Source organism: Akkermansia massiliensis (assembly GCF_018847375.1).
Taxonomy (GTDB): Bacteria; Verrucomicrobiota; Verrucomicrobiia; order Verrucomicrobiales; family Akkermansiaceae; genus Akkermansia; species Akkermansia massiliensis.
Window position 1 is genome coordinate 2,743,070 of the sequence record NZ_CP072036.1, and the last position, 20,302, is coordinate 2,763,371.

The following is a 20,302-nucleotide window of genomic DNA, read 5'->3' on the forward strand; positions in this document are numbered from 1 at the left end:
GAGCCTCACCACTTTTTGTAACATCATGCTGAAAACCATCGTCATTTTCATCATTGCCCTGCTGGGCTTCGGCATGATTCGCCTGCCTTTGCAGAACCGTATTCTGGAGCAGGAAAAGGCGGCGGGGCTGCTGGATGATCCGGTGGAGCTCTCCTCCTCCGATTATCTGGAACAGCAGCTCGCCATGGTTTCCCTGGGGGGGCTGCGCTCCCTGGTAGCGGCCGTGCTGAGCATGGAGGCCTTCGACTGCTTCCTGATTTCCGACTGGGCCAATCTGGAACGCCGCTACAACCAAATCACCTCTCTTGCCCCCCATTCCGACTTTTACTGGGACAACGGTTCGTGGCATTTGGGCAATAACGCCTCCTCCAGCTATCTGGACAATAAGCGGCTTTCTCCCATGGAACGAAGGGAAGGCTTCCGGAAGTACATCCAGAAGGGCCGCAGCTTCCTGGAAAAAGGCATCAGCGCCAACCCGGACAGCTGGTACCTGCAATCCCTGCTGGGCAACATGTACAGCGATACCTACCGCCAGCCGGATTTTGAAAAGGCTGCGGAAGCCTACCGCAAGGCCCGGGAACTGGGAGCGCCGCCCCTGACGGCGCGCAAGGAGTTTTATGCGCTTGTCCGCGTTCCCTCCAAATCCCGCGAGGCGCTGGAGCTGGGCCGGGAATTGTTCAAGGATCCCAGGAACCGGACGCCCAGCCTGGTGAGCAATATTTTCGTCCTGGAAAACAGGCTGAAAGTGCCTGAAAAAGACCGCGTTCCCTTCCGGGAATTGTTCCCGACGGACGAGATTGCCCGCGACCTGATGAGCAGCCACCTGGCCAATTCCCTGAAATACCCCGTGGACGGCTTGAGGGAGGCCTTGGAGGCCTTGCCTCCCGCAAAAACGGATGACTAAAAACAAAAGACTAAAGATAAATTAAAAGGAGCTCCTCCTTTAAAGGGGCGCTTTTTCAATGACGGCCGGAATGAACTTTAATTTCCGGCCTTTAATCTTTAACCGCTCCGCCGAAGGCGCTTGGCAACGCCCCGGAAAGGTGCTATGCTTTTTCTCCACAACACCATGAGTAGAATAGCCCTGATCAGTGACATCCATGCCAATCTGCCCGCTCTGGAAGCGGTGATGAAGGATATAGAACAGCTTCAATGCGACGCCGTTTACTGCCTGGGTGATATTGTGGGCTACAACGCCAATCCGGCCGAATGCCTTGAGTTCGTCCGCGGACGCCAGATTCCCACCGTGCGCGGCAACCATGATGAGGAAGCCATTGGGGAAGACAATCCGGCGGGCATGAACCCCGTGGCGTACAAAGCCCTGATATGGACGCGCCAGCAGCTTTCCGAAGAACAGAAGAAGTGGCTTCGCCGCGCCCCCTTCCAGCGTATCCTGCCCAATGAAATCGTTCTGGTGCACGCCACCCAGGACAAGCCCAATTCCTGGTCCTACGTCACGAATGTGGACACGGCCACGCACAGCATCAACATGTTGCGAGACAATCAGTTCCTGTGCTTCAACGGTCATACGCACGTCCCCCGCACCTTCATCCGCCATGAAGGGAGCATCCAGGAATATGAATCCGGGGACATCCAGCTTCTCAAAACCAACAAGTACCTTATTAACGTGGGTTCCGTCGGCCAGCCCAGGGACGGAGACCCCCGCGCCGCCTACGGCGTGCTTGATGTGGACAGCATGGTTTATTACCAGCGCCGCGTGGAATACGACGTGGAGGAAGCGCAAAGGCGCATTCTGGCCGCCGGACTCCCGGAGATGCTGGCGCGCCGCCTGGGAGAAGGCATTTAATGTTTTGCGAACCGTTGACGGTAATACGGGATGCTCCATTGAAATCCTGCGGAATCTTTAATTGTTTCCATTCCGCATTAAGAAAAAATGGGGAAACCGCATGTTAGCAAAGGCTCACAAATTTGCATTGCTACTTGCCTCGCCTGCCACAAACCAGTAGAGTTCTGCGCGACGAATGAAGACCTATATCATCAGACGACTCCTTCTCATGCCCCTGACGCTGCTGGGGGTCACGTTCCTCGTCTTTTGCATAACCCGCTTTGTTCCGGGAGGTCCCATTGAGCAGATGATGCAGCAGCAGAGCATGAGCGCCCTGTCCGGCCAGAAGGCGGGGTCCCAGCGCGGCGACAATAACCTGAGCGAAGCGGATATGGAGCGCCTGGAGGAACAGTACAGCCTTCAGGAGCCCATCATCACCGCTTATCTGCAATGGCTGGGAGTGCTCCCAAAAAAGATTTTCATTTCCCGTGAGGAATTCGGGGAGATCGGCGGCGTGGAAGCGGCGGACAAGGAAGATGAATATTCCGGCATTTCCGATACGCACACCCGGATCAACCTGAATGAAACGGGAGAACAGGTCGTCGTAGTGCGCCAGGACAAGGATTCCGACAGCGTGAAGGACGCCTTCTTTTCCGGCACTCCGTCCCGGAAAGCCGCCTCGGAAGGCTGGACCGTGGACATAGAATCCCCCATGGACCGCGCGGAACGCTGGGCGCGCCGCATGAGGCAGACGGACAATACGGAAGCCGTCAGGGACAAGGCGCGCGGCTATGCCTGGCGCGCCGTGATGTATAAGACCAGCTTTGACGGGCTGCTCCAGGGCACCATGGGCAACTCCTTCAAATACAATGAACCAGTGTGGGACATGATTAAGGAGCGCATTCCCGTCTCCCTGTACTTCGGCATCCTGAGCGCCATTATTACCTATTCCGTCTGCATTCCCCTGGGAGTAATAAAGGCCATCCGCCACAAGAGCCTGGTGGACAACATCTCCTCTGTTCTGATTTTCCTGGGGTACTCCGTGCCCGGCTTTGCGCTGGGCGCCGTGCTGGTGGTGTATCTGGGCGCGCGTCTGGAATGGTTCCCGCTCTGCGGGCTTACGTCTCCGGACTTTGCGGACATGGGCTTCTGGCAACAGGCCGGAGACCTGCTGCACCATACGGTGCTTCCCCTGATCTGTTATGTAGTCAGCTCCTTCGCCATCACCACCATGATGATGAAAAACAACCTGATGGACAACCTTTCCGCGGACTATATCAGAACGGCCATGGCCAAGGGCGTGAGCTTCAAGGGGGCCGTTATCAAGCACGCCTTCCGCAACTCCTTCATCCCGATTGCCTCCACGCTGGGCAGCCTCATCAGCCTTATTGTGGCCGGCTCCATGCTGGTGGAAAAGGTCTTCGATATCCAGGGCTTCGGGATGCTGAGCTACCAGGCCCTGATGGACAAGGACTACGCCCTGATCATGGGCACGCTGCTGCTTACCTCCTTCCTGATGGTGCTGGGCAACCTGCTTTCAGACATCATCGTAGCCGCCGTGGATCCGCGCATTAAATTTGAATAACACACATGGTTAGAAAACTGGCATACCTTCTGGTCATTCTGGCGGTCCTCACTGCCGTGGGAGAGTTGTGCGGCCTGCTCCTGCCCACGTTGAGCTGGCCCTTCACCGTCTCGCGTGAAATGAGCATGCTCAACATCGTCTGCACGGACCAGAACAACGGCGGCATCCTGACGCCGCAGGGAAAATTCCTGTGGTTCGGCTGGGCCTGCGTGCTGGTCATGGCCGGGGTCGGCTTCTGGATCATGCTGAAAGGGCCGCGCCGCTTCCATCCCACGCCGATTACGAAACGCCGCATCCAGCGCTTTAAAAGCATCTCCCGCGGCTATGTCTCCCTCATCATCCTGCTCGTACTGACGCTGCTGGCCTGCATGGACCAGTGCCTGGTGGGCAAACGGGCGCTGCTCGTCGTGCAGGACGGCTCCTGGTACTTCCCCGCCATCATGCGCAAGGTTTACAAAGGCTCCACCTTCGGCCAGACCGGGGACTTTGCGGATGCGGAAGCCAACTACCGCGAACTGAAAAAACAGGCAGGGCAGCCGGGAAAACCCTCCCTCGTCATCATGCCCCTGGTGCCGTACGACCCCACGGGGGATTCCACCAATCCCGGTTCTGAAGCCCTGACGGTGAATGAAGACGGCCTGGTCTGCGAGTCCAGCGGCAAGCCGTATTCCGGCTTGGCCTCCCGGCTGCACAAGGATGAAGAAGCCCTTCCCCACATCAGCTACAAATTCCGCAAGGGGAAAAAGGTGGACCGCGCCACCGGCTGGCTGGAAGACCGGACGGAAGTGTACAGCGCCACGTATGAAAACAACCAGATCGTAGCGGAACACTACAGCGGCCCCGGCACCAAGGAGGACTTCCTGAAACAGACGGACGAGAACAAAATCAGCCGCATCTTCTACCACCCGGCCCCACCCCTCAAGGGAGGCCACCTGCTGGGCACCAACACCCAGGGCGCGGACATCCTGGCGTACCTGTACGGAGGGCTCCAGGTGAACATGAAAGCCGCCATCTTCTACCTTCCCATCGTGTACTTCATCGGCATCACCTTCGGGATGATGATGGGCTACTTCGGCGGCATGTTTGACCTCGGCATGCAGCGCCTCATTGAAATCTTCTCCCAGGTTCCCTTCCTGTTCATCATCATGATCATTTCAGACATGGTGCCGCTCCAGATGAAGGGCATGTTCCTGATCATCAGCCTGCTCATCATGTTCGGGTGGATGTCCATGACCTACCAGCTCAGGACCTCCACCATGAAGGAAAAGGCGCGCGACTACGTGGCGGCGGCCCGCGTGCTGGGGGCTTCCACCAGCCGCATCCTCTTCGTCCACATCCTCCCCAACCTCGTCGCCATCCTGGTCACGCTGGTTCCGTTCAGCGTCTCCGCCCTCATTCTGGCCCTGGCCTCCCTGGATTACCTGGGCTTCGGCCTTCCGGACACGTACGCCAGCTGGGGGCGCCTGCTCAATGACGGCCTGGCGGACCTCTCCGCCAGCTGGGTGGTCACCTCCGCCTTCTCCGCCCTGGTGATTACCCTCCTGCTCGTCACCTTCATCGGGGAGGCCATCCGGGAAGCCTTCGATCCCAAGAAATTCACCACCTATAAATAAAAAGACTCCTGTTTCCGCCATACCCATGCTCAAGCTGTCCGCCATCCTCCGCACCATCCTTTCCTCCGTGACGCTGTCCCTTCTGCTGGCAGTTGGTTCCGGTTGCAAGGATTCCTCCCAATCCCAGGGGGTGGGCTGGCAGCCGAACGTGCCCTTCGGCACGCTCCCTCCGGGCTTTGACTCCTTCCCGGAACGGTGGAACAAGCAGATCAATGACCGGCTGGCGCGGGAAGAAGCCGCCAAGCAGAAGGAAATACGGGAACTCCGGGACAAATTCTTCAAGGAGGAAGACCCCAAAATCAGGGAAAAGCTGCAAAGCAAGCTCATTGCTGATGAAGCGGCCCTGTCCGTCATCCACCGCAGGCAGACGGAAGGGGACTACATCAAATTCAAGACTCCGGCGGACATCCCCCAGGACCTGAAATGGGAAGACGGGCTGGACAATCCGGAAATAGGCGACCCGAACGCCAAAAAAGGCGGCGTGCTGCGCCAATGGGCTCCGGGGTCCTACCCGGACACATTCCGCCCCAACGGCCCGAACAGCAACAGCGGCTTCCGCGGCCCCCTGTATGATGAAATCATCATAGGCCTCGTCTCCATCCATCCGGTCACCGGGAAAATCATTCCCGGCATCGCCCATAAATGGGCGGAATCCGCAGACAGGCGCACCGTTTACTTTGAACTGGACCCGGACGCCCGCTACTCGGACGGAGCCAAGGTAAAGGCCATCGACCTGCTGGTGAACATGTACATCCGCACCTCGGAATACAGCCGGGACGTCTTCTACAACAACTTCTTCTACCAGAACGCGTCCAACATCACCATCTACGACGACAACCGCTTCTCCATCACCCTCCCCTTCGCCAAGCCGCTGCTCCCGTTCTACTGCACGCTGTTCATCCCTTCCCCGCCGCACTTCTACTGCGAATTCGGCCCCAGCTACGTGGAACGCTACCAGTGGCGCGTACCGCCCACCACGGGCGCCTACGTGGTGAAGCCGGACGGCATCATCCGCGGCCGCCAGGTAACGCTCCAGCGCGTGCCGGACTGGTGGGCCAGGGACAAGAAATTCACGAAGTACATGTATAACGTGGACCAGATCGTGTACAACTTCATCGCGGAACCGTCCAAGGCCATTGAACTCTTCCGCATCGGGGAGCTGGACGTGCTGAACATCACGAAGCCGGAGCTGTGGCATGAGCGCATGGAAATCCCGGAAGTCCACAACGGCTATATCAACCGCAGCACGTTTTTCACCATTTACCCCCGGCCTCCGTACGGCCTCTTCCTGAACACTTCCAAGGCCCCCTTCAACGACCTCAACGTGCGCCTGGGCTTCCAGCATGCGCTGAACATCCAGAACATCATTGACATCACCTTCCGCGGAGACTACCAGCGGCTCAACTCCTACAACTCCGGCTTCGGCAAATTCACCAACCCCTACATCAAGGCGCGCCCCTACTCTCCGGAACAGGCCCGCGCCTGCTTCGCCAAGGCCGGATACACCATCCCGTGCCCGGACGGAATCCTCCGCAAGCCGGACGGCACCCGGCTAACCGCCGCCATCACCTTCCCCAATTCCTCCCCCTCCCTGGCCTCCACGCTGGGCAAGCTGAAGGAAGACGCCCGCAAGTGCGGCCTGGAAATCCAGCTGGACCCGCTGGACTCCACCGTGGCCTTCCGCAAGATCATGGAAAAGCGCGTCCAGGCCTCCTTCATGGCCTGGGGCTTCACCCCGCCCCACCCGATGAACGAGCAGGGCTTCCACTCCCGCTACGCCTATGACGAACGCGGCAGCCTCATCACCTACACCAACAACATCTGCGCCTATGCGGACAAGGAGATGGACAAGCTGCTGGACGACGAAACGAACGCCGCTACGGAAGACGAGCTTCAAAAGGCCACGTGGAAGGTGCAGCAGAAAATTCATGACGAGGCCCTGTGGGTCCCCTGCTGGACCACGGAATTCGTCAGGCTGGGCTACTGGCGCTGGGTCAAATGGCCGAACAGCGCCACCACGCAATTCTGCCATCCGGTCGTGTTTGACCCGATGGAAAGCTACCTGTACTGGGTGGACAACGACGTCAAGAAGGAAACCATGGAAGCCAAGCGGAAAGGAAAAACCTTCGAGGAAGTGGACACCGTATACGACCAGTACCGCTATATGGACTCCATCGACAGCCTGGACAACAAGGAAGGCGGCGGCAAGCTGCCGTCCGTTCCCGTCATCCCGGAAAACGGCGGCCCGCTGGAACCCTCTGCCACGGAGAAATAACAAATGAGCGAACCCCTGTTGGAAATCAAGAACCTGGTCACCGGATTCGAGACGGAATCCGGCCTGCTGAAAGCGGTGGACGGCGTCAGCTTCACCGTTCCCAAGGGAACCTGCGTAGGCATCGTGGGGGAATCCGGCTGCGGCAAAAGCGTCACGGCCATGTCCATCGTCCGCCTGCTTCCCCAGCCCATGGGGAAAATCCTGGACGGGCAAATCCTGTTCAAGGGCCGTGACCTGGTCCAGGCGAAGGAGACGGACATGCACGGCATCCGCGGCCGCCACATCGGCGTCATCTTCCAGGAACCGATGACGGCGCTCAACCCCGTGCACAGCATCGGCAGGCAGATAGGGGAATCCCTGATGCTCCACCGGGGAATGAACGCCAGGGAAGCCCGTGATGCCGCCATCCAGCTCCTGCAGCGCGTCCGCATTCCCGCGCCGGAACAGCGCGTGGACGAATTCCCCCACCAGCTCTCCGGCGGCATGCGCCAGCGCGTCGTCATCGCCATTGCTCTGGCCTGCCATCCGGAACTCATCATCGCGGATGAACCCACCACGGCCCTGGACGTCACCGTGCAGGCGCAGATTCTGTCCCTCCTCAAGGACCTCCAGGCGGAAATGGGCTCCTCCTCCATCCTCATCACGCATGATCTGGGCGTCATTGCGCAGAGCTGTGACTCCGTAGTAGTCATGTACGCCGGCCGCGTGGTGGAAAAAGCTCCCGTCCGGGAACTCTTTGCCAATCCCCGCCACGCCTACACCAAGGGACTGCTGGCCTCCATCCCGCAGTTGAGCTCCGTGCGCAAGACCAAGCTGCCCACCATTCCCGGACAGGTGGCCTCCATTGCAGACTTTGTGCCCGGTTGCCGCTTCTGCCAGCGCCAGGGAGTGCCCGTGGAAGAACTCACGGAACGGCCGCCTCTCGTGGAAATATCCCCGGACCACTTCGTGGAAGCCTGCCCCCGATGCGCAAACCTCTAACCTCCTTTTTCTCCCAGCCATGCCGGAACCACTCTTGCAAGTCAACAACCTGAAAATGTACTTTCCCGTCCGCTCAGGAATCTTCCTGCGGCAGGCGGGATGGGTCAAGGCGGTGGACGACGTCTCCTTCAGCATCTACCCCGGTGAAACGCTGGGACTGGTGGGGGAATCCGGCTGCGGAAAATCCACCATCGGGAAAAGCATCGTCCGCCTGCTGAAACCCACCGGAGGCTCCATCCAGTTCAACGGAAAAAACATCGCCACGCTCTCCCAGCGCAAAATGCGGCCCCTGCGCCCCCATATTCAAATGGTCTTCCAGGACCCGGCGGAATCCCTCAACCAGCGCCAATCCATCGGCCAGATTGTAGCGGAGCCCTTCGTCATCCACCGCATGGGCACACCCGCCGCGCGCCGGGAATGGGTGCGCGGCCTGCTGGACCGCGTAGGCATGCCGGACAGCGCCATCGACCGCTTCCCCTTTGAATTCTCCGGGGGCCAGCGCCAGCGCATCGGCATCGCACGCGCCCTGACGCTGAACCCCAGCCTCATCATTCTGGATGAACCCGTCTCTGCGCTGGACGTATCCGTCCAGTCCCAGGTGCTCAACCTGCTGCTGGAACTCCAGGAGGAACGCAAGCTCTCCTACCTCTTCATCGCCCATGACCTGGCGGTGGTCAAGCACATCTCCGACCGCGTGGCGGTCATGTACCTGGGAAAAATCGTGGAAATGTCAGATGCGGAAACCATCTACCAATCCCCCAAACACGCCTATACCAAGGCGCTGCTGGACGCCATCCCGGAACCGGATCCCGCCAGAGCCAATAAGCACCAGCCTCTGCCGGGGGACGTTCCCTCCCCCATCAACCCGCCGCTCGGCTCCGCCTTCGGCCACCGCATCCAGCACCCCTCCTATCCGGAAACGGTGGGTGCGGATCTCACCCCCGTGGAAATAGAACCGGGCCACTGGGTAGCCCCGGACCCCTGCTCCCTGGAGCCGGAGGACTGGAACAAAGTGCGCCAGCGGTAAAAGCGCGGAAAAACGTCGCATCCGTTACCTATTGGAAAAGGCGCTCCCAGAAGTAAAACCTCCCATTTCAAGAAAATTCCGGCTGCCAAGAGGTATGGCGGAAATGCTGATTAACCATGAATTTACGGTTCCGGCAGCCTGGGGATGACGGCCTCCCCGCCCTTCATAACTAAAAATCCATCCAGAGCGCAGCCAAGGAAATTTTCTCCAGCCTGCGGACAGCATACCCCAACAAAAGCCTCTGTTCCGCTTAGGAAAAACACCCATGAGGGGAACAACTCCCTCACTCCCGGAAGAGTCACCGCCTTTAAAGGCGATAGCGGAAACACCGGTTCACCGCAGCTTTGCGGCTTCGGTGCCTGCCATCCCGTCAAAAAAACAAACGAGCGCGAAACAGCCCGCGGCCCCTTACACGTAAATCCGCGGCACGCGGGCGCTGATGCTGGTCAGCACGTTGCTGGGAATGGTACTGGCGCGGCGCGTCAGCTCCTCCCAGCTTACATTAGGGCCCATGATCTCCACCAGGTCCCCGGTCTCCACCTGGTCCATGTAGGTGACGTCCACCATAATCTGGTCCATCGTCACACGGCCCAGAACCGGGCAGTACTGGCCGTTGATATACACGCGTGCGCCCTGGTTGGAAAGATACTGGAGGTAGCCGTCCGCATAGCCGATGCCGATGGTAGCCACCTTCGTGCTCCCCTTCGTCATATAGCAGTGGTTGTAGGAAACGCCATGGTTGCCCGGCAGCGTGCGTATCAGGGTAATGCGGCTGTACAGGGTCATCGTGGGCCGCAGCTCCTTGTTGTATGGGGAAGGCATCGGAGAATACCCGTACAGGATTCTGCCCAGCCTCACCATGTTGGCGCAGGGAACCTTGTAATTGAACACGGCCGCGCTGCTGCACAGGTGCCGGAACTTGTACTGGTGCCCCTGGGAGAGTTCGTTCACGGCCTCCGCAAAGCCGCTGATCTGCCCATGCGTAAAGGAAATATCGTCGGAAGCTGCGGACAGGTGGGAAAACACGCCCTCCAGGTCCAGATGGCTGAACTGCTTGAGCTTTTCCGTCAGGCCGTGCAGTTCACTGGGAAGAAAGCCGCTGCGGCCCATCCCGGTATCCACGCCCAGATGGACATGGACGGGCTTGTTGTAAAGGGCGCCCAGGGAGTTGAAATGTTCCGCCTCCTCCATGCTGGAAAGGGCGGCGCGCCAGCCGTTCTGCACAATCTCCTCCCGTTCTCCGGCAAAACAGGGACCGAGAATGAACGGGCATGTCTTCACCCCAGCATCCCTCACCCGGCCAGCCTCCGCCACCGTGGCGACCCCGAAAAAATCGCAGTCTTCACCATCCAGAGCCTTCACTACCCCTTCCAGTCCGTGCCCGTAGGCCTCCGCCTTCACAATGGCCATCAGGCCGTGGTCCGGCATCACGCGGCGGACGACGTTCAAATTGTGCCTCAACGCATTGGTATCAACCTGGGCCCATGCTCTGGGAGGGCTTGTGCAACTCATGCCCGGAGTGTAGGAAGACGGTTGATGCTGTACAAGCCGGAATTGAGCCACCTTCCCACTTTCCGGAACGGAATCCGGACAAAGCCGCACATCAGTCAGGAGGAATGAATCCGGGAATCTTGACGGAAGGAAAGTATTCCCTCTTTTTCACCTGCCTTCAAAAAACTCCTTGCCAATCCCCTGCATGAACGATATATTCCCCCCGCACTGCAAATGCGCGGTTAGCTCAGTGGTAGAGCACATGCTTCACACGCATGGGGTCACTGGTTCGAAACCAGTACCGCGTACCATCTTCATAAACGTTCCGGAATCCTGCATTCCGGAGCGTTTTTCTTTTCCCCGCCAGGCTTTATTTTAGCGGATAACAGAAGGCTGATAGCGAAAAGATAAAACCGATGCTTCCCTGCACCCGGATGATGATTTGCCGTCTGCCTGGCACGGGAGGGTGCATCCACCTAGAAAAGCAGTATAAGAACGAACCTTCAGGCTCAATTTCGAGATGCCTTCAACGATGTTGCACTCAGTTCTGCAGTTCGGCTGGGTTCCATGTATTTTCTCAATGTTATTTCCCGATACGTTTACACACGCGCAGCCAATCCCTTCTTCCATCCTGCATGATAATATAAACCTTGTCGGCCACCCGGGTTGCAATCCGAGAGCCTCCGGAAGAAACATTAAAATAATGGAAATCCCCGTGGGGAGAAGAACGGACAGGAGTCATCGTAAAATCAGTAGTACCGTTAGACTTTTTAACTGTACCTTCTCCACGCCCATTAAAACGGTAAGTCAGACCGGAACCATCCTTCCAGTTTCCTTCAAAGGTTTTCAAGGAACGGTCCCGTTCTGGAGAAAGGTTGCCGCTTTCAAGCCGTTTTGCGTATTCATGCACTGCAACAGCAGCTGTCATATCACCGTCAGCCGATAATTTCAGCTTCAACTTGTCTAACGCCTGGATATATTTTTTTGTTATTTCCGAACATGCCTGAAAACACCGCTTCTTGAGATCGTTCTGCATCTGCAGCCACTCGGCATCTTTTATTTCATCCGCACTTCCTACATTGGTTCCCTCTTTGGAAGAATCATGTATCAAACGGGCAACGATATTGTTTGTATAAATTTCAAAAATCGTCCGGGAATCAATGATCAGCCACAACCTGTTCGGAGCTCCTGTAAATACGATCAGATCCGGTCCCGTCAGTTCGGTGTTAACTTTCTCGCCCGTGTTTTTAAATTTTTTACGGAATTCCTGTATATCATAATGGTTGCCCTCAGCATCCAGCTTATGAATCATATTAGCAACCGAACCATACCATCCATCCCTAGGAATAGAAATCTGGCAAGTTTCCTTCACCAATCGCCAGTCAAAATTGTTTTTCTTTAATTCCTCAAGACCGTCATGAATTACTTTCGCCCCTTCAAAATCAGAGCGTTGAACGCATTTCTTCTGCAATACCAACGCTTTCTGAGTAAAAGCAGCAATATGAGGGGCGCAAGCCTGGGTGCACCGTTTCTGATATATGCGATCCAATGCCTGAACTTCCTGAGGAATTTCCGCAGCAAGCGATACAGATGCCACGGCACATACAGAGAAAACGGCAAGGGGCCAAAAGTTCATGCATCTTTATAAAAAGCCACCAAAAATAGTTCAAGTCCAAATACCCTCAAAATCATTTTTTCAACTTTTGTAACATTTTTATTTTCATTATTAAATACCGTTGTCCAACTTTTTCTTCTCCCTTGCCAAAACAAAACATCCACCAAGAAAATCTGTCCTTTCTCTATTTGGCGAAGCAGATGTACCCACATCCTTTCTTTCCATAAAATTGCATGTGGAAAGAATTCTCCTCGCAACTGTTCCTGCGCCACAGGCATTGACTTGGTTTTCCTTTCTCCGTATGCTTCCGCCCTCATGCCTGCGCTGCTGATCACGTCTTTCATCTGGGCGTTGTCATTCGGACTGCTGGGGAACTGCCTGTCCGACCTCCCCGCCAGTTTTGTCGCGCTGGCGCGCATGGCCGGCTCGCTGGCCGTTTTCCTCCCCTTCGTCCGGAAGGTTCCTTTCAGCCATGCAATGGGGATGATGGGGATAGGCGCCGTCCAATTCGGAGGAATGTACCTCTGCTATATCGCAGCCTTCCATTATCTGCCTTCCCACCAGGTCGCCCTTTTCACGGCCACTACGCCGATTTACGTGGTTCTGGTCAACGGCCTGATGAAGAAGAAGCTGCCGCCGCTCCATCTGGCGGCGGCCGTTCTTGCGGCCATAGGAGGCGCGGGCATCCTTTGGAAAGGGTATTCCGCCGGCAATGGCGAACTTACGGGAATTGTTCTGGTACAGCTTTCCAACCTTTGTTTCGCGGCAGGGCAAATCGCCTACATTTCCTTGAAGGATTCCTGGTTCGGCGGAAGTGAAGCTTCCTGCTTCGCCTATGCCTACGCAGGCGCCCTGCTGGTTACCTTGCCTGCCGGACTGCCGTCAGGGCTGGCCTGCTGGCAGGAGATTTCAGCCATGCAATGGTGGCTGCTGGCCTATTTGGGAGTCATCGCTTCAGGAGTCTGCTTTTTCCTCTGGAATTACGGCGCCCGCCGGGTAACGCCCGTCAAGCTGGCAATCATGAACAATCTCAAGATTCCCCTGGCGGCGCTGATTTCCCTGCTCCTGTTCCGGGAACAGCCCAATATGTTCCTCCTGGCTCTCGGGTGCCTGCTTATCCTGTCCTCTTTCCTGATCGCGCCCATTCCTCTCAAAAAGGCTGCGCAGAAACAGGCTTCCGGCGGCCGGATTCCGGAATAACGCACCCTTGTCATTTCCGCCCGCGCCAGTTTCCAGATTCTCCTTTCATGCTCCAGGAAAGGCATGACACATCACATCCGTTTCATTTTGAACCGGAGATGGAATGAACAGGTCTTTTCTGGCAGTACTTTCCTCCTGTTCATGTTTAAGGTCGCCTCCCATTTTTTCCCATTCCTGTGCTGCTGCCTGATGGCCCAGTTCTCTCCGTCATTCGCCAAAACGGTGGAATACGATTTATACGTCCGGAACGCTCCGGTCAATTTTACCGGGGTCACGCGCCCGGCCATGACCATCAACGGAAGCATTCCCGGCCCCGTTCTGTATTTTACGGAGGGAGACACCGCGGTGATACGGGTGCACAACCTGATGGATACGGAGACTTCCTTCCACTGGCACGGCCTGCTGGTGCCCAATGACCAGGACGGGGTGCCGTACCTGACTTCCGCGCCGGTAAAGCCCCACACCACGCATACCTATACTTTTCCCATCATCCAGAACGGCACGTACTGGTACCATTCCCACAGCGGACTTCAGGAGCAGAGCGGCCTGTACGGCGCGTTCGTCGTCCGCAAGCGGCCCGGCGACCCGGCGCGCAGGACGGAGGACGCCCTGCCGGAGTATACGCTGGTGCTGAGCGACTGGACGAACGAGAATCCCCAGGAGGTGAACAGGAAGCTTCACACCGGGTCGGACTGGTTTTCCATCCGCAAGGGGAGCGTGCAGAGCTACTGGGAGGCCCTGCGCGCCGGCTATCTGGGAACCAAGCTGACCAGCGAATGGAAGCGCATGAACGCCATGGACGTGAGCGACGTGTATTACGAACGCTTTCTGCTGAACGGCTCTCCGCAAGCTTCCCTGCCCCGGCTGAAGGGCGGCGACCGCCTCAGGCTGCGCATCGTCAACGGGGCTTCCTCCACCTATTTCTGGCTGAGGTACGCGGGCGGCAAAATCCGCGTGGTGGCCAGCGACGGGAAGGATGTCGTTCCCGTGGACGTGGACCGCATGATGATTGCGGTTTCCGAGACTTACGACGTCGTCCTGACGGTACCGGAATCAGGCAGGGCTTTCGAGTTCCAGGCGACGGCGGAGGATACCTCCGGGTCTTCCTCCCTGTGGCTGGGCCATGGGGAAAGGCAGCCGCTGCGCCCCTTCCCCAGGCTGAATTACTTCAAGAAGATGAAGCAGATGAACGGAATGATGACCATGGGCGGTAACATGAAGATGATGAAAATGAATTCCGGTTCCATGCGCCAGATGCATCACCACGGCATGTCCGGCGGAATGCCGGCCTCCCATTCCGGAGATATGGGGATGATGGACATGAAGTCCGGTTCCTCCCATGGTGGAGGCCACGGCAGCATGCAGGAGGAGGGGGAGGAAACCACCCTGACGTATGACATGCTGAAGTCCCCTTCCCGCACCAACCTTCCTTCCGGCGTGCCCGTGAAGGAATTGCATTTCATGCTGACCGGGAATATGAACCGCTACGTGTGGAGCATGAACGGGAAGACTCTTTCAGAGACGGACCGTATCATGATCAAGGAAGGGCAGAATGTGCGCATTATCCTGACCAACAATACCATGATGAGGCATCCCATGCACCTGCACGGCCATTTTTTCCGGCTGGTGAACAGGCACGGGGATTTTTCACCGCTCAAGTTCACGGCGGATATCCAGCCCATGGCCACCCAGGTGATCGAGTTTAACGCGGCGGAGAAGACGCGCGGCAACTGGTTTTTCCACTGCCATATCCTGTACCACATGATGAGCGGCATGGGCCGGATTTTCACGTATGAGGATTCTCCCCCCAATCCGCAGCTTCCACACCCCATGCGGGCGCTCCAGCACGTTTACGACATGGACCGGAAGTGGTACCTGACCGTGAACAATGATTTCGCCTCCAACGGGAACATCGGAGACCTGGAGTTCGGAGGCACCCGCTGGAGCGTTCAGGGAGAGTGGCAAATAGGCTACAAGGATACGCGCGGCTATGAGGCGGAAGGACGGCTGGGCAGGTACATCGGGGAGAAGCAGTGGCTTTACCCCTACATCGGGGTGGACTGGACCTGCCGCAAGGGTGAGGCCGGAGAACGCAACATGTTCCGCCAGACCACCAAAAAGGACCGGGAAGTGGACGGCACCCTGGGCGTCCGGTATACGCTGCCCCTGCTCCTGATTGGGGATGCGCGCATTGATACGGACGGAAAGGCGCGCCTGCAATTGGAGAGGGACGATATCCCGCTCACCTCCCGCCTGCGCCTTTCCTTTTCCCTGAATACGGACCGGGATTATTCCGTGGGCCTGCACTACATCCTGACCTCCCATCTCAGCGTTTCCACCAATTACGACAACAACCTGCACTGGGGAGTGGGGCTGATGCTGACCTATTGAACGCCTTCCCCCATTTTCTCCTGTTCCAGCCGGGCATTCCCCTGTAGCATTCCTTCACCATGTCAGGGATGATGAATTGGCAGCAGCTTTTGTCGGACGCCCGCTGGGGGTCCAGGCACCAGAGTACGGCGTCTCCGCAGAAAAACCGCAGCAATTACGACCGGGATTACGGGCGCATTCTGTTTTCCAGCGCTTTCCGCCGCCTTCAGGACAAGACGCAGGTTTTCCCCCTGGGCCGCAATGATTACGTTCGCACCCGCCTGACCCACAGTCTGGAGGTGGCCCACATCGGCTCCTCCCTCGGCATGCTGGCGGGAGAGTGGCTGGCGGAGAAAGGTTCCCTTCCCGCTCCTATAGTGCCTTCCGACGTGGCCACCATCGTTTCCACCGCCTGCCTGGCCCATGACATCGGCAATCCGCCCTTCGGCCATTCCGGGGAGGACGCCATTGAAACCGCCCTGAAACGGCACGGCCTGGAGCTGCCGTTTGAAGGGAATTCCCAGGGGTTCCGCATCCTTACCCGCACCGGGGATCCGATGGAAGGCAACGGCCTGAAACTGACGGCGGCCGTTCTGGGCGCCTTCATGAAGTATCCCTGCACGCAATCCTATTCCGCGGCCGTCAGGAAAGGCGGCATGACGGCAGCCAACAAGCTTGAATGCAAGAAGTTCGGCATCGGGGAACAGGAGAGGGAGGCGGCTTCCTTCGTGGCCGGCCATCTGGGGCTGCTTCCCCGTTCCGCGCCGGATGAAAAATACCTTTGCTGGTGCCGCCATCCCCTGGCGTACCTGATGGAGGCCGCGGACGATATCTGCTACCGTATCGCGGATATTGAAGACGGGTATTTTTCCGGCATTCTGGATTTTGAGCCTACCAGGGATTTATTCAGCCCTTTCCTGACGGAATCCCAGCTTTGCTACGTCCGGGAACTGGAAAAGAAGGATGAAAAAGATTCCTGCATCCATTACATGCGCGCGCTCGCCATCGGCAGGAGCATCCAGTCCGCCGTGGACAGTTTCATGAAGCATGAAGAGGAGCTTCTGCAAGGGAGCATGGATCAATCCCTGATTGACCGTTCTGAACTGGCCGCGCCGCTGAACGGATTGTACCAGTACGCCATTGAGAACGTGTACCAGGCCCGGGAGGTGATTGAAGTGGAAGCCATGGGCTACAAGGTGCTGGGAGAGCTGATCGACTTTTTCATGGAGTGGGTGAACCATCCTTCCTCCGGACAGTCTAAAAAAGTAGCCATCATGCTTCAGGGAACCGGTCTGCCCAAGGATGACGAAGGGAAGGACGCACGCCTGGCGCACATGCTTGATTATATTTCCGGCATGACGGATTCCTTCGCGCTGGAGACGTACCGGAAATTGACCGGCATTCTGTAGTTCCTGCCGCACTCCGCTTTTCAAAAGGAGTTCAAGACCTGCCCACAGGGAGGCCGCAAGATATCCCCTTTCTTTTCCTTCCATCTTCTTCCGGAGGTTCCTCCGGATGTGGAATAGATGTCCTGCTGCTGTTCCGTGCTTTTTCTTCCCGGAACGCGCCGCTTTTTCAGAAGAGGAAAAAGCCCCTTTTCTGCATGAAAAAGGCTGCCCCACACAGGGCAGCCGTCCTTAACATAATGATCATGGATTTCTCCATTGCTTCATGAAGAGGTTAAAAGCAGAAGTTGGTTTCTATGTTTTTCAGGCGTTCCCTGACGGCTTCCGGCACGGCTTCCTTTTCCTCCGGCGTGTTGTAAGGGCCGGAGTACAGGACTTTTCCCGCGGAATCCGTCACATGGACGGTGGTGCCCGCCTTGGAGCTGGAAGAAACCACAATGGTTCCGTTGGCGTCCGACATCCGGACGGAAGACGTGCTCTGCCCTCCGCCGGACACCTTGCCCATGGGGGGCATGGGCATCTGGTGAAGGTTCTGGAGGCTCCGGAGCATCTGGGCCGCTCCCGGGGTCAGGTTCATCCGGCCGATGATGTCATCCATCCGCGAATCATCAATCGCGGAGTCCCTCAAAAAATCATCCATCATCTGCTGCATGTCCAGAATGCGCTGCGGAAGGTTGGGCCGTGCGGCCATTCCGGCGGGAGGAACCGCCTGGCGCCGGACGGAGGGAACCACGCGCGGCTGGGTGCGGGGATCTCCCTGGGCCGCCAGTATTTCTTCCGCAGAAAGCGTTCCGCCGTCCAGCGTGACATCCGCCGTTTCCCGCTTGCCCTTGCGGTAGAATACAGCCGTAATCTTGTCTCCCGGAACTTTTTCAGACAGGGCTTCCGTCACGGAGCGCGGGCCGGACAGGGAGATGTCCCCCAGCTTGATGATGACGTCATTTTCCTGGAGTCCGGCCTTGGCGGCGGGACTGTCCGGCATCACCTTGGTCACCAGCACGCCGGGAAATCCGCTGAGTTCCAATTGAGCCACAACTGCCTGCGGCACCGTGCCGGGCACAATGCCCAGCCTGGCCGGTCTGGAAGAGGGCAGCGGCTTGGTCTGCGGCGTGTAGGGAGTCAAGGGCGGCGGCTGAAGGTTGTCCGTACTTCCTGCGGGCCGGTCAATGGAATATCCGGAGCCCGAACCTATCAGCAATCCCAATGTCAGAAAGATACAGGTTTTCATATCCATGTGAGATAATATACAGCATCCGTCCGCGCAATGTTCAAAATTTGTGCATTTTTTTTGCAGGGCCCCGCCCGTCCCCTTCCGTCCCGCAGCGTCGGCAGACCGCCAAGGAACGCATCACGGGAGTAAAGCCAAGCCAACCCACACTTGGGTGAGACCTTTATCCGGACGCCTTTCCCTCCACCGGCAGGGAGATCTCCCTCCCGGTAGAACATTTATTTCCGGGCATGGGAAAAGAGCTCCGCCATGCATCCAGGGCGCTTTCTTTTTCTTCACAAAGCAGAGACGCGGAACAAGGAACAGAACCGGAGAGCGCGAACACTTGCAGCAACAGAATGGAAAATTTCAACTGCGCTGCCCACAGGCGTTCACGCGGCGGTCCTTTAATATTCCTTTTCAGGAAGAATTCTACGGATGACGGCAGGAGCAATCACGGGCACGCGCTCGTCTCCGCCCTGCAATTCAAAAAGAGTGGGTTTCCGCAGCAGCTCCCGCTTTTCCCCGGGCAGTACAGGGGCTTCCGTCTTTTCAGCTCCGGCTTCCGCCTCATTCCCTCCGGCCACCGTGCCGCCGGGCGCTACCAGCGTATTTTGAACCAGCAGAACGGCGCCCACCGCAGCCGCCACGGAAATGCCTGAAATATAGGCAAGCCGCCGCCACAGGGGGATTTTCACCGCTTTTTCCTGCTTCGCCTCTCCGGCGCAGTCCATGGCCTGCGCCATTTTGCACACGGAGAATTCCAGCATGGAAGAGGCGGAAAGCCTTTTCAGCCGGGTTTCCATTTCTTGTTCGGACTCGGCGCACATCAGGGAACAGCATTGTTCCCGGAACAGAACCCTCACCGGGGCAGGCCGCAAACGCTTCAAAAGGGATTCCATCTCATGAATTTCCTCATCGGATATTTCATCATGCCGGAGACGGTCGTTCAGGGGGAAGATTTCCTCACACCTTCCGGCCAGGCGGGAAATCAGTTCATCGGATACGGGAAGGGGCTGCATGGCGGCAGTACCGCCGCCTTCCTCCCCTGCGGCGGATGATGTTGTTTCATGTTTCATAAGAGTGGAGCGGCATTAGAGTTGGTCTTTTTTGTTTCTCAGCGCCTTGCGGAGCAGGTCGATGCCATAGCGGTACCGGCTCGCCACCGTGTTTTGTGAGATTTCCAGCGTTTCCGCAATTTGCTGAAAGGTTTGTTCCCCCCATATTTTCAGGACAATGACCTCGGAGAATTTGGAAGGGAGCTTCCTGAGCTGCATTTCCATGAACTGCTTGAGCTCCTCGTCCGCCGCGGCGCTGGAAAACCAGGGGTCCGCATAAACATCCTCGTCCTGTTCGGCGGCGCAGGCTTCATCCTCCCTTTTCTGGCGCCGGTCGGATTTGCGGCCATAGTCCACCGCCAGACGCCGGATGGAGGCAAAGACATAGGAAAGCCATGCCTCCTGCCCTCCCACAAACTCTCCGGAGGCCTCCTTGCGCGCCAGCCGTATCAGGGCATCCTGAAGGATGTCCTCCGCATCTTCCGGAGAGCGGGACTGCTGGCGGGCAAACAGCAGCAGTTGAGCGACGTGCCTCCGCAGCCATTCATCCCAGCTCAGCAAATGGCTGTCTTCTTCATTAACTTCCTCTTCCCTGATGTAGGCGGACGTATTCATTTCTGCATGTTCGGTTCCTTCATCAATCATAGCGCAGCAAGTTCATTTTTTTGTTTAAAATAAAAGACGGAAT

The 20,302-nt window shown here is 57.4% G+C and carries 16 protein-coding genes and 1 tRNA gene; 11 read left to right on the forward strand and 6 right to left on the reverse strand.

What is annotated here, in order from left to right; all coding sequences use genetic code 11:
- Positions 1 to 25 precede the first annotated feature (25 nt).
- The 7 genes from J5W70_RS11470 (at position 26) to J5W70_RS11500 (ending at position 9,267) form a co-directional block, all read left to right on the forward strand.
- On the forward strand, positions 26 to 904 hold the full coding sequence (locus J5W70_RS11470) for a tetratricopeptide repeat protein (RefSeq protein ID WP_022398359.1): 879 nt from the start codon (positions 26 to 28) through the stop codon (positions 902 to 904).
- 165 nt (positions 905 to 1,069) lie between these two features.
- On the forward strand, positions 1,070 to 1,807 hold the full coding sequence (locus J5W70_RS11475) for a metallophosphoesterase family protein (RefSeq protein ID WP_215443326.1): 738 nt from the start codon (positions 1,070 to 1,072) through the stop codon (positions 1,805 to 1,807).
- A 175-nt stretch (positions 1,808 to 1,982) separates the two neighbouring features.
- On the forward strand, positions 1,983 to 3,371 hold the full coding sequence (locus J5W70_RS11480; protein WP_022398361.1) for an ABC transporter permease: 1,389 nt from the start codon (positions 1,983 to 1,985) through the stop codon (positions 3,369 to 3,371).
- A 5-nt stretch (positions 3,372 to 3,376) separates the two neighbouring features.
- A complete protein-coding gene (locus tag J5W70_RS11485) occupies positions 3,377 to 4,984 on the forward strand; it encodes an ABC transporter permease subunit (protein ID WP_022398362.1) in 1,608 nt (535 codons plus the stop codon).
- A 25-nt stretch (positions 4,985 to 5,009) separates the two neighbouring features.
- Positions 5,010 to 7,259, forward strand: a complete 2,250-nt coding sequence (locus J5W70_RS11490) for an extracellular solute-binding protein (protein ID WP_022398363.1) — start codon at positions 5,010 to 5,012, stop codon at positions 7,257 to 7,259.
- Positions 7,260 to 7,262: 3 nt separating this feature from the next.
- The gene (locus tag J5W70_RS11495; protein ID WP_022398364.1) at positions 7,263 to 8,240 is read left to right on the forward strand and encodes an ABC transporter ATP-binding protein; all 978 of its coding nucleotides are present in this window, start codon (positions 7,263 to 7,265) and stop codon (positions 8,238 to 8,240) included.
- Between the two features lie 19 nt (positions 8,241 to 8,259).
- Complete coding sequence (locus tag J5W70_RS11500; RefSeq protein ID WP_022398365.1) at positions 8,260 to 9,267, forward strand: ABC transporter ATP-binding protein; 1,008 nt, start codon at positions 8,260 to 8,262, stop codon at positions 9,265 to 9,267.
- A gap of 408 nt (positions 9,268 to 9,675) precedes the next feature.
- Here J5W70_RS11500 and alr read toward each other — a convergent pair whose 3' ends face one another.
- The gene (gene alr / locus J5W70_RS11505) at positions 9,676 to 10,779 is read right to left on the reverse strand and encodes an alanine racemase (RefSeq protein WP_022398366.1); all 1,104 of its coding nucleotides are present in this window, start codon (positions 10,777 to 10,779) and stop codon (positions 9,676 to 9,678) included.
- Positions 10,780 to 10,994: 215 nt separating this feature from the next.
- On the opposite strand from alr, the gene J5W70_RS11510 reads away from it, so the two are divergent.
- Positions 10,995 to 11,069 (forward strand) — tRNA-Val (locus tag J5W70_RS11510).
- Positions 11,070 to 11,341: 272 nt separating this feature from the next.
- Here J5W70_RS11510 and J5W70_RS11515 read toward each other — a convergent pair.
- Together J5W70_RS11515 and J5W70_RS11520 are read right to left on the reverse strand one after the other, a co-directional pair.
- The gene (locus tag J5W70_RS11515; protein ID WP_022398367.1) at positions 11,342 to 12,394 is read right to left on the reverse strand and encodes a hypothetical protein; all 1,053 of its coding nucleotides are present in this window, start codon (positions 12,392 to 12,394) and stop codon (positions 11,342 to 11,344) included.
- A complete protein-coding gene (locus tag J5W70_RS11520) occupies positions 12,391 to 12,717 on the reverse strand; it encodes a hypothetical protein (RefSeq protein ID WP_146018192.1) in 327 nt (108 codons plus the stop codon). Before J5W70_RS11520 ends, J5W70_RS11515 begins: the two co-directional genes overlap by 4 nt.
- Here J5W70_RS11520 and J5W70_RS11525 point away from each other — a divergent pair.
- The 3 genes from J5W70_RS11525 (at position 12,689) to dgt (ending at position 17,352) form a co-directional block, all read left to right on the forward strand.
- Positions 12,689 to 13,573: an EamA family transporter gene (locus tag J5W70_RS11525; protein ID WP_022398368.1), complete on the forward strand. Its 885-nt coding sequence runs from the start codon at positions 12,689 to 12,691 to the stop codon at positions 13,571 to 13,573. The two genes, J5W70_RS11520 and J5W70_RS11525, sit on opposite strands and share 29 nt — an antisense overlap.
- Positions 13,574 to 13,714: 141 nt before the next feature.
- Entirely contained in the window at positions 13,715 to 15,964 is a 2,250-nt protein-coding gene (locus J5W70_RS11530; RefSeq protein WP_022398369.1) for a multicopper oxidase domain-containing protein, read from the forward strand.
- A 59-nt stretch (positions 15,965 to 16,023) separates the two neighbouring features.
- On the forward strand, positions 16,024 to 17,352 hold the full coding sequence (dgt, locus tag J5W70_RS11535) for a dGTP triphosphohydrolase (RefSeq protein ID WP_215837068.1): 1,329 nt from the start codon (positions 16,024 to 16,026) through the stop codon (positions 17,350 to 17,352).
- 271 nt (positions 17,353 to 17,623) lie between these two features.
- Here the strand turns inward: dgt and J5W70_RS11540 are convergent, their stop codons facing one another.
- From J5W70_RS11540 to J5W70_RS11550, 3 genes are all read right to left on the reverse strand, one after another.
- Entirely contained in the window at positions 17,624 to 18,577 is a 954-nt protein-coding gene (locus J5W70_RS11540; protein WP_215832830.1) for a S1C family serine protease, read from the reverse strand.
- A 386-nt stretch (positions 18,578 to 18,963) separates the two neighbouring features.
- Positions 18,964 to 19,635 (reverse strand): hypothetical protein, encoded by a 672-nt coding sequence (locus tag J5W70_RS11545; protein WP_022398373.1) that lies wholly within the window; start codon positions 19,633 to 19,635, stop codon positions 18,964 to 18,966.
- 15 nt (positions 19,636 to 19,650) lie between these two features.
- Positions 19,651 to 20,229: an RNA polymerase sigma factor gene (locus J5W70_RS11550; protein WP_240454321.1), complete on the reverse strand. Its 579-nt coding sequence runs from the start codon at positions 20,227 to 20,229 to the stop codon at positions 19,651 to 19,653.
- Positions 20,230 to 20,302: the final 73 nt, after the last annotated feature.